Source organism: Bradyrhizobium sp. USDA 4461 (genome assembly GCF_054055655.1).
In genome coordinates, this window is sequence record NZ_JBSRXM010000001.1 from 2,835,084 (window position 1) to 2,851,807 (window position 16,724).

Here is a 16,724-nt window from a genome sequence, read left to right on the forward strand (position 1 = left end):
CCGACCTTCTTTCTTTCAGGCGGAAGGGGAGGACGGGCGACGGCGGCGGACGCCGGGACGAAGGCTACAAATTCGCGCCCTGGATCACCTCGCCGAATCGCAACCAGCCTGGCCCCTCGATCCGTTGGAGCTGCAGCTGCTGCAGCGGGTGGTGATTGGTCGGGCTGGTGTTGACCTTGATGCCGGGCAATAGCGTCGGGACATAAACGTCCCTGAGATTGTTCGCCTGCGCCATGATGTTGTCGCGGCTGAAATTGCCCTTGCACTGCTCGAGCACGATCTTGAGCACGTTCGCCACCATATAGGCGTAAAGATTGTAGCCTTCCTTCGGATTGCCGTCGGGGAAGTATTTTTCCATGAATGCGAGGAAATCCTTCACGCCTTGGTCATTGGCCCAGGCAGGGTCGGCAACGTCCTTGATATAGGCCGACGAGATTGTGCCCTGCGCCTTGTCGAGACCGACGGGGACGATGGTCGAGGACAACGACGCTGCGCCGCTCGCGATGAAGTGCATCGGCTTCCAGCCAAGCTCGTAGATCTTGCGGATCGATTGCGCGCAGAACTTTGCCGTGGTGCCCGAGATCAGCACGTCGGGGTTGGCGCCGCGCAGCGCGACGATCTGGGAATCGATCGTAGGATCGGTGACCTCATGAGAGGCCACCACGGCCGACGTCGCGAACCGCTCGCCCAACACATCCTTGGTGCCGGCGACGAAATCCTTGCCGAGATCGTCATTCTGGTAGAGCACCGCGATTTTGGCGTCCTTGTGTTGACTCAGCGCATATTTGACGAACACCTGCGCCTCGGTCCGCGCGCTGGGCGCAAAGCCCATGGTCCAGGGATAGGATTTGTAATCACCCCATTTGTCGCCATTCACCGACAGGAACAGATGCGGCACCTTGGCGGCGTTGATGTATTTGACGACGGCCGAGTTCGGCGCAGTGCCGAGCATGTTGAACAGGAAGGCGACATTGTCGCTCTCGATCAGGCGGCGCACCTGCTCGACCGTCTTCGCCGGATTGAACGCGTCGTCGTAATAGATGTACTTGATCTGCCGGCCGGCGATGCCGCCCTGCTCGTTCAGCATCTTGAAATAGGCTTCCTGGCAGCGCGCCTGCACGCCGAGCGCGGACACCGGTCCGCTCAGGGAAGTGGTGCTGCCGATCCTGATCTCGGTCGCGGTGACGCCGGGCGTGTCCTCGGCGAGCAAGGGCCTGAGGCCTCCGACGGCGGCAAGTCCCGCGCCTGCCGCACTCGCGAGCCAGGTGCGCCGGTTGATCGAGACCATGACGTTCTCCCCGTGATGCCGGCTTGTTGCGCCGCTTTGCTTTGCAGCAAGGTTACGCATCATGTGGACGTTGCGTCTTGTGTTAACCGGCTGACAGCCGATTCCGACGTGATCGCATCCTCTTAGCCAGTCAACGCAAGATGGTGCGAAGGCAAATTTCTCATCATGGGAAAATCAGCAGCGCATGTGCGCTGCAAAGCGGACAACAGACCATGAGCGACAAGGCTGTCATCACCTGCGCGCTGAACGGCGTGCTGACCGACCCGAAGCAGCACAACGTCCCGGTGACGCCGGAAGAAATGGCGCGCGAGGCCAAGGCCGCATTCAACGCCGGCGCCAGCATCATGCACATTCACCTGCGTCAGCAGGCGCCCAACAAGGGCCACCTGCCGTCATGGGAAGTGGCCGTCAGCAAGGAGATCCAGCAGGCGATCCGCGAGGCCTGCCCCGGCGTGATCATCAACCACACCACCGGCACGTCAGGTCCGAACTACCAGGGCGCGCTCGATTGCGTGCGCGAGACCAGACCCGAGATCGCGGCCTGCAATGCCGGCTCGCTGAATTATCTCAAGGTCAAGGCCGACAACACCTGGGCCTGGCCGCCGATGATGTTCGATAACGCGGTCGAGAAGGTGCAGGACTATCTCGACGTGATGAAGGCCGCCGGCACCATTCCCGAATTCGAATGCTTCGATGTCGGCATCGTGCGCTGCGTCGGCATGTACCGGCAGACCGGGATGTATTCCGGGCCGCTCGAATACAATTTCGTGATGGGCGTCGCCTCGGGAATGCCGGCGGATCCTGAGCTGTTGCCGATCTTGCTCAAGCTGAAGGCGCCTGACGCGCATTGGCAGGTCACCGCGATCGGCCGCGCCGAGATCTGGCCGCTGCACCAGCACGCCGCCGATCTGGGGGGCCATCTGCGCAGCGGGCTGGAAGATACGTTCTATCTCGGTGACGGCACCAAGGTGACGTCGAACGGGCAGCTCGTCGAAGGCCTCGCCGCCTGCGCGCGGCGCGCCGGCCGCGAGATCGCGAGCCCCGCGGAAGCGCGGCAGATTTTTGGGGTCAGGCACTAGGGCTGTCATTCTGGGGCGCACGCAGCGCGAGCCTGGAATCCATCAGGCCGCATGTCCTGTCGCGCCATGGATTCCGGGCTCAGCCCTTCGGGCTGCCCCGGAATGACAGCGAGTGAGGAGCAGGGTTGATGGCCATCATCGAGAACGCAATTTCCACCGGCAGCGCCGCGTTCCTGGGCAATCGCGATGGCATGCTCGCCCTGATTGCCCGGATGCGCGGGCTGGAGGAGCGGACGCGCGCAGCGTCGGCCGCGGCAAAGGACCGCTTCCACAAGCGCGGGCAGCTGTTGCCGCGCGAGCGCGTCGCGCTGGTGCTCGATCCCGGCTCGCCGTTCCTCGAACTGTCGACGCTCGCCGGTTACATGTTCGACGTGCCGGATCCGGACAAGAGCGTGCCCGGCGGCGGGCTGGTCGCCGGCATCGGCTTCGTCTCCGGCATTCGCTGCATGGTCAGCGCCAACGATTCCGGCATCGATGCCGGCGCGCTGCAGCCCTATGGTCTCGACAAGACGCTGCGGGTGCAGGAGCTCGCGCTGGAGAACAAGCTGCCCTATGTGCAGCTGGTCGAGAGCGCCGGCGCCAACCTGCTGCGTTACCGGGTCGAGGATTTCGTCCGCGGCGGCAACATCTTCCGCAATCTGGCGCGGCTGTCGGCGGCGGGGCTCCCTGTCGTTACCGTTACCCACGGCTCTTCGACCGCGGGCGGCGCCTACCAGACCGGCCTCTCCGACTACATCGTGATGGTGCGCGGCCGCACCCGCGCGTTCCTCGCCGGACCGCCTCTGCTCAAGGCTGCCACCGGCGAGATCGCGACCGAAGAGGAGCTCGGTGGCGCCGAGATGCACACCCAGGTCTCCGGCCTCGGCGATTACCTTGCCGAGGATGACCGCGATGCGCTGCGCATCGCGCGCGAGATCATGGCCAAGCTGCCATGGGATCGTCTTTGGGATCGTCCTCGCGACCGGCCGGCGCCGACGCCAGCCGCGTTCAAGCCGCCGCGCTACGATGCCGAAGAACTCCTCGGCATCATGCCGATGGACCACAAGCGCCCCGTCGACATGCGCCAGGCGATCGCGCGCTTCATCGATGATTCCGACTTCACCGAGTTTGGCGCCAATTACGGCCCGGCGACGGTCTGCGGCCATGCCCGCATCCAAGGCCAAGCGATCGGCATCATCACCAACAACGGCCCGCTCGACGTGCCCGGCGCCAACAAGGCGACGCACTTCATCCAGGCTTGCTGCCAGTCGCGCACGCCGATCCTCTACATGAACAACACCACCGGCTACATGGTGGGCAAGGCCTATGAAGAGGCCGGCATGATCAAGCACGGCTCGAAGATGATCCAGGCGGTGACGTCGGCGACGGTGCCGCAGATCACGCTATACTGCGGCGCCTCGTTCGGCGCCGGCAATTACGGCATGTGCGGCCGCGGCTTCCATCCGCGCTTCTGCTTCTCCTGGCCGAATGCCAAGACCGCCGTGATGGGCGGCGAGCAGGCTGCCGAAACCATGGCAATCGTCACCGAGGCCGCTGCCATCAGGCGCGGCAAACCGATCGAGAGGGAGAAGCTGGAGGCGATGAAGGCGCAGATATCAGGCGTGTTCGACGGCCAGATGGACGTGTTCTCGACCAGCGCCCGCGTGCTCGACGACGGCGTGATCGATCCGCGCGATACGCGGACGGTGCTGTCCGAGATACTTTCGATCTGCCGCGAGGCCGAGGCACGCACCCCGCAGCGCATGCAGTTCTCGGTGGCGCGGCCATGAGCGGTACCATCGTGAAGCGGACGCCGTTCTTCAAGATCCTGGTCGCCAACCGCGGCGAGATCGCGCTGCGCATCATGCGCTCGGCGCGGCGGCTCGGCTATGGTGTCGTCGCGGTCTATTCGGATGCCGACCGTGATGCACTGCATGTGCGCGAGGCCGATCAGGCGGTGCGGATCGGCGAGGCATTGCCGGCGCAATCCTATCTGAAGATCGACGCGATCATCGCAGCCGCCAAGGCGAGCGGCGCCAGCGCGGTGCATCCCGGTTACGGTTTCCTCGCCGAGAACGAGGACTTTGCGCAGGCCTGCCGCGATGAGGGGCTGGTGTTCATCGGGCCGTCGCCGGAAGCGATCCTGGCGATGGGCAACAAGGCCGGCGCCAAGGATATCATGCAAAAGGCCGGGGTGCCCTGCGTGCCCGGTTATCAGGGCGCCGATCAGAGTGACGCCGTGATGCTGGCGGAAGCCAAGGCGATTGGCTTTCCGGTCATGATCAAGGCGGTCGCCGGCGGCGGCGGCCGCGGCATGCGGCTGGTTGTGGATACTGCGGCGTTTCCTGATGCGCTGCGCAGCGCGCGCTCGGAGGCGCAAGGCGCGTTCGGTGATCCCACCGTGATTTTGGAGCGGGCGATCGTCGATCCCCGCCATATCGAGATCCAGGTGTTCGGTGATCGCCATGGCAATGCCATCCATCTCGGCGAGCGTGATTGTTCGGTGCAGCGGCGGCACCAGAAGCTCATCGAGGAGGCGCCGTCGCCGGCGGTGACACCGGAGTTGCGCGCGCGGATGGGTGCGGTCGCCGTCCAGGCGGTGAAAGCGATCGGCTATGAGGGCGCTGGCACGCTGGAATTCCTGCTCGATCGCGCTGGCAATTTCTACTTCATGGAGATGAACACACGGCTGCAGGTCGAACATCCCGTCACCGAGGCGATCACCGGACTCGATCTCGTGGAATTGCAGTTGCGGGTCGCGCGCGGCGAGCCGCTCGGTGTGAAGCAGGAGGACGTCACCTTTTCCGGCCATGCCATCGAGGTGCGGCTGTGCTCGGAGGATGCCGGGCACGACTTCATGCCGCAATCCGGGTCGATGGCGCGGTGGCAGATACCCGATGGCATCCGCGTCGAACACGCGCTGCAGTCGGGCTCGGAGATTCCGCCGTTCTATGATTCGATGATCGCCAAGGTCATCAGCCATGGCGCCACCCGCGACGAGGCGCGCGGCAAGCTGATCTCAGCCCTGGAGCAGGTCACGGCGTTTGGCGTCACCACCAACCAGGGCTTCCTGATCGACTGCCTGCGCCACCCGGTGTTCGCCAAGGGCGAGGCGACCACCGCCTTCATCGGCAATAATCGCGAGGCGCTGCTGGCGCCGCGGCCCGATCGCAGCAGCGATCTCGCGCTGGCGGCACTGCTGCTCTATGTCACCAATCCGCATGCGCCGCCATGGCAGCGCGGCCGGTCGCTGGCTGCGACATTCCCGCTCGGCCTGCGGATCGACCTCGGCCACGGCGTGCAGGAGATCGAGATCGTCCGCGAGCGCGACGGCAGTTATCTCGCGGCCCGCAATGGCGATCGCTTCAGCTTCGTGATCGACGAGCTGGATCAAGACAGCATCCGCTTCCACCATGATGGCGTGATGGAGCAGGCCAAATTCCTGCGCGACGGCGACCGGCTCTTTGTCCTGCATCGCGGCGTCACGCTGTCAGCCCGCGATCTCACGCTCGCGCCGCCCGAGAGCGCGTCAACCGCCGGCGGCGACGGCAAGGTCCGCGCCGCGATGAACGGTCGGGTCGTCGCGGTCTTGGTGAAGGCCGGCGACAAGGTCGCGGCGGGCCAACCTGTCATGACGCTGGAGGCGATGAAGATGGAGCACGTCCATACCGCTGGTGTCGCGGGCACGGTGTCCTCCATTGACGTCGCCGAGGGCGAGCAGGTGACAACGGGGAAGATCGTGGTGGAGATCGAGACGGCGGCGTAGCCGCTGTCATAACCGCTGGGTCCCTGCTTTCGCAGGGACGACAGCTCTATTCGCTCCGCCCCGTCCCATCATTCAGCCAGCACGCTACCTGATGCCCGGGGCCGGCTGCCTGCAGCGCCGGCCGCTCGGTCTTGCAGTGATCGATCGCGCAGCGGCATCGGGTGTGGAAGGCGCAGCCTGACGGCGGGTTGATCGGGCTCGGCACGTCGCCGTCGATCAGTGGCGCGGTGCGCCTGGCCTTCGGATCGGCGATCGGCACCGAGGCGAGCAAGGCTTGCGTATAGGGATGGCGCGGATTGGCAAACAGCTCGTGCTTGTCGGCGATCTCGACAATACGGCCGAGATACATCACCGCGACGCGGTGGCTGATATGGGCGACGACCGCGAGGTCGTGCGCGATGAACAGGTAGGAAAAGTTCTGCCTGCGCTGCAGGTCGATCAACAGATTGATCACCTGCGCCTGGATCGAGACGTCGAGCGCCGAGACCGGCTCGTCGCAGACGATCAGCCGCGGCCCAAGCGACAGCGCGCGCGCGATGCAGATGCGCTGGCGCTGGCCGCCGGAGAACTGGTGCGGAAAGTTCTTCATCTGGTCGGGCCGCAGCCCGACCTGCTGGAACAGCTCCGCGATGCGCTCCTGCTTCTTCGCGCCGGTCGCGATGCCGTGCACGCTCAAGGGCTCGCCGACGATGTCGCCGGCCGTCATGCGCGGGTTGAGCGAGGCGAACGGGTCCTGGAACACGATCTGCATCGAGCGGCGATGCGGCCGCAGCGCGGTCTTGCTGAGCGGCGCGATATCCTCGCCGTCGAGCTTGATCGCACCGCTGGTCGGCTCGACCAGCCGCAGCACGGTGCGCGCCACCGTCGACTTTCCGCAGCCGGATTCGCCGACCAGGCCGAGCGTCTCGCCGGCGCCGAGCGCAAAGCTGACGCCGTCGACCGCATGCACGGTGCCGACCTGCCGGCGCAGCACGCCGCCGCGCACCGCATAATGCTTGACGAGATCGGTGACCTCGAGGAGCGGGCGTTGCGTGGTCATGACGCCTCCGCCAGGTCGCCGGCGCGCCAGCATGCCGCCCAGTGGTTGGGTCTGACCTCGTCGAGCGGCGGATATTCCTGGCGGCAGCGATCGATAGCCAGCTTGCAGCGCGGCGCAAAGGCGCAGCCGGGCGGCAGGTTGGTCAGCGACGGCACCATGCCGGGAATTTCGTTCAGCCGTGCGTCGCTCTCTGCGCCGAGCGCGATCACGGCCGGCATCGAGGCCATCAGCCCGCGGGTGTAGGGATGCAGCGGCGTCTCGAACAGCGATTCGACCGTCGCCTCTTCGACCTTCTTGCCGGCATACATCACGATCACGCGCTGCGCGGTCTGCGCGACGACGCCGAGATCATGGGTGATCAGGATCAGCCCGGTGCCGAGCCGCTGCTGCAGATCGACAATCAACGCCAGGATCTGCGCCTGGATGGTGACGTCGAGTGCGGTGGTCGGTTCGTCCGCGATCAATAGCGCCGGCCGGCACGCCAGCGCCATCGCGATCATCGCGCGCTGGCGCATGCCGCCGGAGAGCTGGTGCGGATATTCCTGGGCGCGGCGCTCCGGCTCCGGAATGCGCACCAGCCGCAGCATGTCGACGGCTTGTTTCCAGGCTTCGTTGCCGCTCACGTTCTGGTGTAGCCGCACCGCCTCGATGATCTGGTCGCCGATCCGCATCACCGGATTGAGCGAGGTCATCGGCTCCTGGAAGATCATCGAGATGCGGTTGCCCCTGATGTCGCGCATCGCGGCATCGTCGAGCTTCAACAGGTCGGTGCCTTCGAGTGTCACCGAGCCACCGACGATGCGGCCGGGCGGATCGGGCACCAGGCGCATGATCGAGAGCGCGCTGACGCTCTTGCCGCAGCCGGACTCGCCGACGATCGCCAGCGTCTCGCCGCGGCGGACCGAGAACGAGACGTCATCGACAGCGCGGAACAGGCCGGAGTTGGTGAAGAACACCGTTTGCAGGTTCTTCACCTCGAGAACCGTATCGAGCGTCTTAGCCTCGGTCATCAGCCGCGCTGCCTCGGATCGAGGATGTCGCGCAGCGCGTCGCCGAACAGATTGGTGCCGAACACCGCGAGGCTGATCGCGATGCCGGGAAAGATCACCAGCCACGGCGCGGTGCGGACATATTCGGCGGCGGATTCCGACAGCATGCGGCCCCATGACGGATAGGGTTCGGGGATGCCGAGGCCAAGGAACGACAGCGATGCCTCGGTCAGGATGGTCGAGCCGAGCTGCGCGGTGGCGAGCACGATCAAGGGGGCGATGGTGTTCGGCAGCACGTGGCGCAGCGCGATCCGCATCTCGCTCATGCCGATCGATTTGGCGGCTTCCACGAACGGCTGTTCGCGGAGCGCCAGCGTGTTGGCGCGGATCACACGGGCAACGGTCGGGATCAGGGGGATGGCGATCGCGAGGATCACGTTGGGCAGCGAGGGGCCGAGCGCCGCCGTCATCACCAGCGCGAGCACCAGCAGCGGCAGCGATTGCAGGATATCGGTCACGCGCTGGAACACGAGATCGACCCAGCCGGAGAGATATCCGGAGGCGAGGCCGACGATCACGCCCAGCGTGGCGCCAAGCATCGTGGAGCCGATGCCGACCGCGAGCGAGATCCGCGCGCCATGGATGATGCGGCTCCAGACGTCGCGGCCGAAGGAGTCGGTGCCGAACCAGTGCAGCGCGGAGGGGGCGGCCAGGCGGTGTGCGGAATCGACGGTCAGCGGATCGTAGCGGCTGATGACGTCGGCGAAGATCGCGGTCAGCATGAACAACAGCATGATGACAAGGCCGATCGTGCCGAGCACGTGTCGCTGCGCCAGGAACGCAAACCGTCCCCAGCCGCCGGTGGCGTTGGCCCCGGCGCGTCGCAATTCACTTTCGAAGTTGATGGTCGCCACGCCGCCTCTTTAGTTGAGCATGATCATATCGGAAAACCGGTTTCCACTTTCCTGATCATGCTAGTCTCCGAACCGGATACGTGGATCGATCGCCGCATAAAGCATGTCGACGATGAAATTCACCACGACGACGACGACCGCGATGAACATCACGAGGTTCTGCACAATCGGGTAGTCGCGCCAGCGCAGCGCCTCGACCAGGAAGCGTGCGATGCCGGGTATGTTGAAAACGGTCTCGGTCACGATCAGGCCGCCGATCAGGAACGCGGCCTCGATGCCGACCACGGTGATCACCGGCAGCACCGCGTTCTTCAGCGCGTGGTGATAGTTCACCGAGGCCTCGGAGGCGCCCTTGGCGCGCGCGGTGCGGATATAGTCCTGGCGCAGGATCTCCAGCATCGAGGAGCGGGTGATGCGCATGGTCAGCGCCGCGCTGCGGAAGCCGACCGCCATTGCCGGCACCGCATAGATGGTCAGCGCCTCGAGCCAGGTCGTCGGGTTCGGATTGAAGATCGGCATGGTGCCGAACAGCGAGACCGAAGCCATCAGGATCAACAACCCGAGCCAGAACGACGGCAGCGACAGGCCGCTGAGGCTGACGACGCGCAGCGCATAATCGAGTTTCGAGCCCTGATGCACGGCGCTGATCACGCCGAGCGGGATGCCGATCGAGGCGGAGAACAGCAGCGCAAGTCCCGCCAGCCGCGCGGTGATCGGAATCCGCGGCAGGATCTCCTCCAGCGCCGGTTTCTCCGAGACGTAGGAATAGCCGAGGTCGCCGTGCAAGAGGCCGCCGATCCAATGCAGATACTGGATCACGATCGGCTGGCTCAGGCCAAGCTCGCGCTCGAGATTGGCCTTGTCGGCGGGATCGACGAAGCCCGCGGCGTCGAACAGGATGTCGACGATGTTGCCAGGCACCACGCGCAGCAGCACGAAGATGATGACCGAGATCCCGAACAGGGTCACGAGCATCAGGAACAGCCGCCGCACGATATAGGCAAACACCCTGGCTCTCTCCCTGATCTCGCCTGTGGCTTTCTTTTGACGCGTTTTCTAGACGCGAACCGGTATCCACTTCGCTCGAAAACGCTATGACTATTTATCCAGCCAGACGTCCTCGTAACGATAGCCGTTATACGAGCTGTTGGACATGATCGTGACATTCTTCACGTAAGGCTTCCAGCAGGTGCCGGTGCGGGCATGGAAGATGATCGGACGCGCGACATCCTCTTGCAGCTTCTTGTCGATCTCCCAGACCAATTTCTTGCGCTTGTCGAGGTTGGTCTCCTCGGACTGCTGGTCGAACAGCTTCTCGATCTCCTTGTTGCAATAATTGGTGTAGTTCCGCTCCGAGCCGCAGGCATAATTCTCGTAGAACGATTGGTCCGGTTCGTCGACGGCGTTGCCGGTGAGGTTGAGGCCGAGCGAGTAGTCCTTGCGGGCGATCTTCGGGAACCATTGCGCGGTGTCGACGACGTCGAGCTCGGCGTCGATATAGATGCTCTTGATCTGGTCGATCAGGATGATCGCGGGATCGCGGTAGACTGCGATGTTGCGGGTCGACACCTTGATCTGCAGATGCTTGTCCGGGCCATAGCCCGCCTTCTGCATCAGCTTGCGGGCTTCCTCGCGGTTCTTCTCGACATCGGGACCGTAGCCGGGGATGGATTCCAGCATGTCCTTCGGCATCGCCCACAACCCGTCCGGCGCCGGCTCCATGGTGCCGCCGATGTCGCCCTGGCCCTCGAACATGATCTGGATGAACGCCTTGCGGTCGAGCGCCAGCGCCAGCGCGCGGCGGACATCGAGGTTGTCGAATGGCGGTGCGGTCGAATTGATGATGATGTTGGTGGAGACGTTGTTCGGCTCCACCACGCAGACCGCATTCGGGTCCTGCGACTTGACGTCCTTGAGCAGCGGGATTGATACCTCGGTCGGGAACGTCATATCGAACTTGCCGGAGACGAAGCCGAGGATCGCGGTCGAACGGTTCGGGATGATGGTGAACTCGATGCCGTCGAGATAGGGCAGGCCCTTCTTGAAGTAATCGGGGTTTTTCGTGAGCTTGATCGATTCGTTGGCCTTGAACTCGACGAACTTGAACGGCCCGGTGCCGACAGGCTTGGTACGCATCTCTGCCGGCGACACATGGCAGGGATAGACCGGCGAATAGCCCGAGGCGAGCAGCGACAATAGCGCCGGCTGCGGCCGCTTCAGCTTGAACGACGCCTCATAGTCGCCGTTGGTGGTCACCTCGTCGACTTGGTCGTACCAGGACTTGCGCGGGTTCTGCCGCAACTTCTGCTGCGACTTGCCCATCAGCATGTCGAAGGTGCATTTGACGTCGGCCGCGGTGAACGGCTTGCCGTCATGCCACTTCACGTCCTTGCGCAGCTTGAAGGTCAGCGTCTTGTTGTCGCCGCTCCAGGCCCAGCTTTCCGCGAGCTCGGGCCGGATCGTGCTGGTGCTGTTCTGGGCGATGTGCTGGTCGAAGATGACGAGGTTGTTGAAGATCGGCATGAACGGAACGTTCAGCGAATAGGTCGCGCCCTCGTGGATCGAGGCACTTCCGGGACTGTCGCGGTGATAGATCCTGAAGATGCCGCCGGATTTCGGCTCGGCTGCACGTGATACGTCACTGACGGTCAACACAGACAACACCGCAACGGCCAGCGCTTGCACGCTCCGCATGGTCCCCTCCCGCATGTCGGTCTCAATGGCCGATTGGCATCGACGATACCACGGTGAGCCTGTCGGGCAACCAGCGAGGGCCGCGAAGGGATTGGCAATTCGGATGACGCGAGTGCATTAAAATTTCCACGGACTGGGAATATTGACTGTGATGGCGCGGAACTCGGGTTGTTTTGCTATGCAGTGACGCATCTCCGCTTGAATTCGATTGCGAGCGCCGACGCGTGCGCTGTGAAGCAGTCCGCTATCAGCGACAGTTTGTCGCCGATTACGGTGTGGCTGCCGATTCGTTCTCCGTCATCCTGAGGAGCGCGAAGCGCGTCTCGAAGGATGAACGGCCCCGCTGGCGGCCGCCGATCCTTCGAGACGCGCGCAAGAGCGCGCTCCTCAGGATGACGGTGAGAGAGCATTGTCGTCCTTCACTCCGCCGCCTGCGACGAGGGTGGGCTCACGCTCGCGACGCCATCGGCATCCGTCGCCGAGATCGTGGTGCGGATCATCAGGCGGCCTTCATGTGCCGGCCAGGGGCGGCCGCGATGCATGGTGGCGCGGTTGTCCCACATCACGACATCGCCCTGCTTCCATTGATGCAGATAGCTGACGCCGGGCGCGGTCGCAGCCTCGGTCAGTTGCTCGATCAGCGCCTTGCCGGCCTCGGCATCCATGCCCTCGACGCCATAGGCGTGGGAGGCGAGATACAGCGCGCCGCGGCCGTTGACCGGATTGCGCCACACCATGCGCCAGCACACCGGCGGCAGTGCATCGACTTCCTCTGATGTCGCGAGGCCGGCTGCGACCTTGCTGCGCGAGTGCGCGTAGGAGTGCCAGGCGAACGAGTTCTCCAGCCGCTTCGCCACATCCTTGTCGAGCCGCTCGAAGGCCAGCCGCATCGAGACGAACTCGGTCTCGCCGCCATGTTCGGGGATGATGCGCGCCGACAGGATCGAGGTCAGCGCCGGCACGCGCTTGAAGGACGAGTCGGTGTGCCAGAGCTGGTTGGCCCGGGCGCGCAGCTGCTGCCGGTGGTCGGATGGCACCACCTTGCCGTCGGGCCCGAAGGTCGAGAGGATCACGAAATGCGAGCCGGTGCCCATCGAGCCGACCTTGGTCGTCTCGGGCGGACCGAAGCGGCGCGAAAAGGCGAGCTGGATGTCGTCGCTGACCTCCTGGCCGCGGAACACCAGCACCGAATGTTCCTCGAACGCCGCGCGCACCGCGGCATAGGCCGCATCGCTGGCCGCGACATCCGACAGCGTCACGCCGCGCAGTTCGGCGCCGAAGCCCGGCTTGAGTGGAATCACTTCCATCGGCACATTCTCCCTGACTTTTCTTGTTGGGCCGAGGTTAGGGGAAAAGCTCGCCGGCGGCAACGCGGCCCACGCCGCCTCACCCCATCGCGATCAGATTGTGCCGCGCGCGCCGATCGGCGACCTCGATGCGTTGCGTGACGAAGGCGAACAGCGCCCAGCTGGCGTGAAACGCAACGCCGGCCAGGATCACGATCTCTCCGGGTATCGGGCCGATCGAAGCGCGGTCCCAGATCGCGCTCATCGTGGTCAGCGGCAGCGGATGGATCGCAAGCTTGCCGTAATAGGCAATGGCCTGGATCGCGAAGATCCAGCCATAAGTCCGGCGCAGCCGCCGGCCGACCGCACGCGCAAAGCTGATGTGATAGCTCGGTTTGCGATAGTCGTTGGCGAGCAGCTCAGTCCATGGCGCAGTCGGCGAGGGATCTTCGCCGCGGATCATCGGCGCGTAGAAATCAGTTTCGAGCAGTCGTGCCCGGGCGCGCCACACATTGAAGTAGCGATAGCGCCTTGCTTCGAACAGCAGGAAGACGGTGACCAGCAGGCCGACCAGCACCATCGGCAGGGGCGAAGCATCCGCGTTGCTATAGGTCGCCGACAGCGCGATCCCGGTCGTGACCACCGCCCAGTTGGTCGAACTGTCGAGGCGGGTGCGCCAGACCGTGCTGCGATAGACTTCGCCGCGATAGAGGTGGGCGAGCGCGCCGATCTCGGCGGCAGTGAATTCGAGCCTTCCGGCCTGCACCGGCTGGGGCTCGCGCGGCTGGGGCGACGGCATGGCGGCCTCCGGCGAAGCTGGCTTGCAATGGCGGAGCATAACGCCGAATCCGCGCGGCGGGCGAGTCTGTTACGTCGCCCGCCGTTCCCGGCCGCGCGCGCCCCGGCTGGCCGCGCCGCCAGACTCAGACGATCCGCGAGGTCTTGTTGCCCCAGTAGCGATCGCGCAGCAGGCGCTTGTAGAGCTTCCCGGTCGGCAGCCGCGGCAGCTCGGCCTCGAAATCCACCGAGCGCGGCACCTTCTGGCGCGACAGCGAGCTGGCGCAGAACGCGATCAGCTCCTCGGCGAGCTCCGGCCCCGGCGCCACGCCCTCGGCCGGCTGCACCACCGCCTTCACCTCCTCGCCGAGATCGACATTGGGCACGCCGAACACCGCGGCGTCGGCGACCTTGGGATGGGTGATCAGGAGGTTCTCGCATTCCTGCGGATAGATATTCACGCCGCCGGAGATGATCATGAAGGTGGCGCGATCGGTCAGATAGAGGAAGTTGTCGTCGTCGACATAGCCGACGTCGCCGACCGTGCTCATGCTGCCGTCGGCCGAGCGCGCCTCGCTGGTCTTGGCCGGATCGTTGAAATATTCGAACGGCGTGGCGGTCTTGAACCACACGGTGCCCGGCGTGCCCTTCGGGCAGGGCTTCATGTTCTCGTCGAGAATGTGCAGGTCTCCGAGCAGCACCCTGCCGACGGTGCCGCGATGCGCCAGCCACTCCTCACTGTTGCAGGCGGTGAAGCCGAGGCCTTCGGTCGCGCCGTAATATTCGTGGATGATCGGCCCCCACCATCTGATCATGTCGTCCTTGACCAGCGCCGGGCAGGGCGCGGCGGCATGGATCGCGATCTCGAGCGTCGACAGATCGTAACGGGTGCGGACCTCCTCAGGCAGCTTCAGCATGCGCGAGAACATCGTCGGCACCAGCTGGCTGTGAGTGATGCCCCATTGCTCGACCAGCTGGAGATACCGTTCGGGATCGAAGCTCTCCATGATGACGACGGTGCCACCCATTCGGATGGTCAGATTGACCGCGGCCTGCGGTGCCGAGTGATAGAGCGGCGCCGGCGACAGGTAGACCATGCCCTCGCGGTAGTGCCAGAGCTTGGTCAGGAAATCGAACAGCGGCAGGTTTTGCGATGGCGGCTGCTCTGGGAGCGGCCGCACGATGCCCTTGGGACGGCCCGTGGTGCCGGAGGAATACAGCATCGCGGTGCCGGCATATTCGTCCGCGATCGGCGTTGCCGGCAGCCCGGCGGTCGCGTCGCGCAATCCGACGATGCGCGCGCTCTCGCTGTCGCCGTCGACCACGATGCAGAGCTCGACCTGCGGGCACTCCTTCAGTGCCTCGCGTGCGATCTCGAGCTTCAGCTTCGAGGTGATCAGGATCCGCGACTGGCTGTTGGTCAGGATGTAGGCGAGCTCGCCCGGCGTGAGGAAGGAATTGACGCAGGTGAAATAGAGGCCCGACCGCTCACCGGCACCACAGGCCTCGAGGTAACGGTTGTTGTTCTCCATGAAGATCGAATAATGATCGAGCCGCTTCATGCCGCGGTTGCGGAACAGGTGCGCGAGGCGGTTGCTGCGCGCCTCGAGTTCGCGATAGGTGACGATCTCGCCGGTGCCGGCCATGATGAAGGCGGGCTGCAGCGGGCGCAGGTAAGCGTGCTTGCCGGTGTACATCGAACTCCAGATCCCCCTCAATCTTTGCCTTAAGCCGCCATCTCCAGAATCTCGCGAACCTCTGACGGATCGTCGATCTTGCGCGGATTGCGTGGCACCCAGGGCGTGCGCATCGCACCCGCAGCGATGCGATCGAAATGTTGGGGGCCGACGTGCACCTCACGCAGGCTGCGCGGCATGCCGAGGTCGCGGATCAAGCGGTCGAGCACGTCGCCGGCGTCCTTGCCGGGATGCCCCATCGCGGCGGCGACCAGCGCCTGACGGTCGGCATTGTCGCGCTTGTTCCAGCGCATCACCGCGGGCAGCATCACGCATGAGGTGTAGCCATGCGGCACGTCGAACTCGGCGCCGAGCACATAGCCGATGCCGTGGCTCGCGCCCATCGGTACGCCCGATGCAAGCGGGCCGGTCGAGAGCCAGGTGCCGATCTGGCAATCCATCCGCGCCGAGATGTCCTTCGGATTGGCCTTCACGCGCGGCAGGCCGGCCGCCAGCATCTCGAGCCCCTTCAGCGCCTGCGCATCGCCATAGGGATGCGCCTCGCGCGAGCAGATGCCCTCGACGCAATGATCGACAGCGCGGATACCGGTCGACAGGAACAACCATTCCGGCGTGTGCACCGACAATTCCGGATCGAGGATGGTGGCGCGCGGCATCACCAGCGGATGGCGCAGCATCTCCTTCTGCCGCTTGGCCTCGTTGGTGACGCCGGCGATCGAGGAGAACTCGCCCCCGGCGATCGTGGTCGGCACGCTGATCTGGCGCACGACGGGCGGCTTCATTTCGGGCGAGACGCCGCCGCGGGTGCGGATCGTGTCGATGCCGTCGGATGTGGTGACGTCGTTGGCAAGGCAGAGCTGCACCGCCTTGGCGCCGTCGGTGATCGAGCCGCCGCCGATAGTGACGATCAGATCGGCCTTCGCAGCGCGGGCCTGCTCCGTGGCCGCGATGACAGCGGCGCGCGGCGTATGTGCCGGCATCCTGTCGAAGGTGCCGACGCAGCGTGGGCCGAGCGCGCGGCGGATCTTCTCGATCTCATCGGTGCCGCGGTTCAGCGTGCCCGACACCATCAGGAAGGCGCGCGCGGCGCCGAGCCGGTCCAGTTGCTCGACGATGGCCTCACAAGCGGGCCGCCCGAACACGACCTCCTCCATGGCGCCGAATACGACACGGCCTTGGTGCACGCGGGTCTCCTCCCTCAATCCGGTCCGCCTTG

At 64.9% G+C, this 16,724-nt stretch carries 13 protein-coding genes; 3 read left to right on the forward strand and 10 right to left on the reverse strand.

Annotated features, from left to right (window positions below; translation table 11 throughout):
* Nucleotides 1–64: 64 nt before the first annotated feature.
* Nucleotides 65–1,288 carry an ABC transporter substrate-binding protein gene (locus ACVINW_RS13230; RefSeq protein WP_456751696.1) on the reverse strand — a complete coding sequence of 408 codons (1,224 nt, stop codon included), beginning with the start codon at nt 1,286–1,288 and terminating at the stop codon, nt 65–67.
* 212 nt (nt 1,289–1,500) lie between these two features.
* Here ACVINW_RS13230 and ACVINW_RS13235 point away from each other — a divergent pair, with 212 nt between their 5' ends.
* The 3 genes from ACVINW_RS13235 to ACVINW_RS13245 all read left to right on the forward strand — a co-directional run bounded on the left by ACVINW_RS13235 (nt 1,501) and on the right by ACVINW_RS13245 (nt 6,112).
* Nucleotides 1,501–2,367: a 3-keto-5-aminohexanoate cleavage protein gene (locus tag ACVINW_RS13235; RefSeq protein WP_456751697.1), complete on the forward strand. Its 867-nt coding sequence runs from the start codon at nt 1,501–1,503 to the stop codon at nt 2,365–2,367.
* Between the two features lie 128 nt (nt 2,368–2,495).
* Entirely contained in the window at nt 2,496–4,136 is a 1,641-nt protein-coding gene (locus ACVINW_RS13240) for an acyl-CoA carboxylase subunit beta (RefSeq protein ID WP_456751698.1), read from the forward strand.
* Nucleotides 4,133–6,112 (forward strand): acetyl/propionyl/methylcrotonyl-CoA carboxylase subunit alpha, encoded by a 1,980-nt coding sequence (locus ACVINW_RS13245; RefSeq protein WP_456751699.1) that lies wholly within the window; start codon nt 4,133–4,135, stop codon nt 6,110–6,112. The genes ACVINW_RS13240 and ACVINW_RS13245 overlap by 4 nt, the downstream gene beginning before the upstream one ends.
* A 46-nt stretch (nt 6,113–6,158) precedes the next feature.
* Here ACVINW_RS13245 and ACVINW_RS13250 read toward each other — a convergent pair whose 3' ends face one another.
* The 9 genes from ACVINW_RS13250 to ACVINW_RS13290 all read right to left on the reverse strand — a co-directional run bounded on the left by ACVINW_RS13250 (nt 6,159) and on the right by ACVINW_RS13290 (nt 16,692).
* Nucleotides 6,159–7,151: an ABC transporter ATP-binding protein gene (locus ACVINW_RS13250; protein WP_456751700.1), complete on the reverse strand. Its 993-nt coding sequence runs from the start codon at nt 7,149–7,151 to the stop codon at nt 6,159–6,161.
* Nucleotides 7,148–8,161: an ABC transporter ATP-binding protein gene (locus tag ACVINW_RS13255; RefSeq protein WP_456751701.1), complete on the reverse strand. Its 1,014-nt coding sequence runs from the start codon at nt 8,159–8,161 to the stop codon at nt 7,148–7,150. Before ACVINW_RS13255 ends, ACVINW_RS13250 begins: the two co-directional genes overlap by 4 nt.
* Complete coding sequence (locus tag ACVINW_RS13260; RefSeq protein WP_456751702.1) at nt 8,161–9,054, reverse strand: ABC transporter permease; 894 nt, start codon at nt 9,052–9,054, stop codon at nt 8,161–8,163. The genes ACVINW_RS13255 and ACVINW_RS13260 overlap by 1 nt, the downstream gene beginning before the upstream one ends.
* 60 nt (nt 9,055–9,114) lie before the next feature.
* On the reverse strand, nt 9,115–10,062 hold the full coding sequence (locus tag ACVINW_RS13265) for an ABC transporter permease (protein ID WP_456751703.1): 948 nt from the start codon (nt 10,060–10,062) through the stop codon (nt 9,115–9,117).
* Nucleotides 10,063–10,152: 90 nt separating this feature from the next.
* Nucleotides 10,153–11,748, reverse strand: coding sequence for an ABC transporter substrate-binding protein (locus tag ACVINW_RS13270; RefSeq protein WP_456751704.1), 1,596 nt, complete (start codon nt 11,746–11,748; stop codon nt 10,153–10,155).
* Between the two features lie 419 nt (nt 11,749–12,167).
* A complete protein-coding gene (locus ACVINW_RS13275) occupies nt 12,168–13,055 on the reverse strand; it encodes a TauD/TfdA dioxygenase family protein (protein WP_456751705.1) in 888 nt (295 codons plus the stop codon).
* 79 nt (nt 13,056–13,134) lie between these two features.
* On the reverse strand, nt 13,135–13,833 hold the full coding sequence (locus ACVINW_RS13280) for a DUF2270 domain-containing protein (RefSeq protein WP_456751706.1): 699 nt from the start codon (nt 13,831–13,833) through the stop codon (nt 13,135–13,137).
* A gap of 124 nt (nt 13,834–13,957) precedes the next feature.
* Nucleotides 13,958–15,508, reverse strand: coding sequence for an AMP-binding protein (locus ACVINW_RS13285; RefSeq protein WP_456751707.1), 1,551 nt, complete (start codon nt 15,506–15,508; stop codon nt 13,958–13,960).
* A gap of 29 nt (nt 15,509–15,537) precedes the next feature.
* The gene (locus ACVINW_RS13290; protein WP_456751708.1) at nt 15,538–16,692 is read right to left on the reverse strand and encodes an iron-containing alcohol dehydrogenase; all 1,155 of its coding nucleotides are present in this window, start codon (nt 16,690–16,692) and stop codon (nt 15,538–15,540) included.
* Between the last annotated feature and the right edge of the window lie 32 nt (nt 16,693–16,724).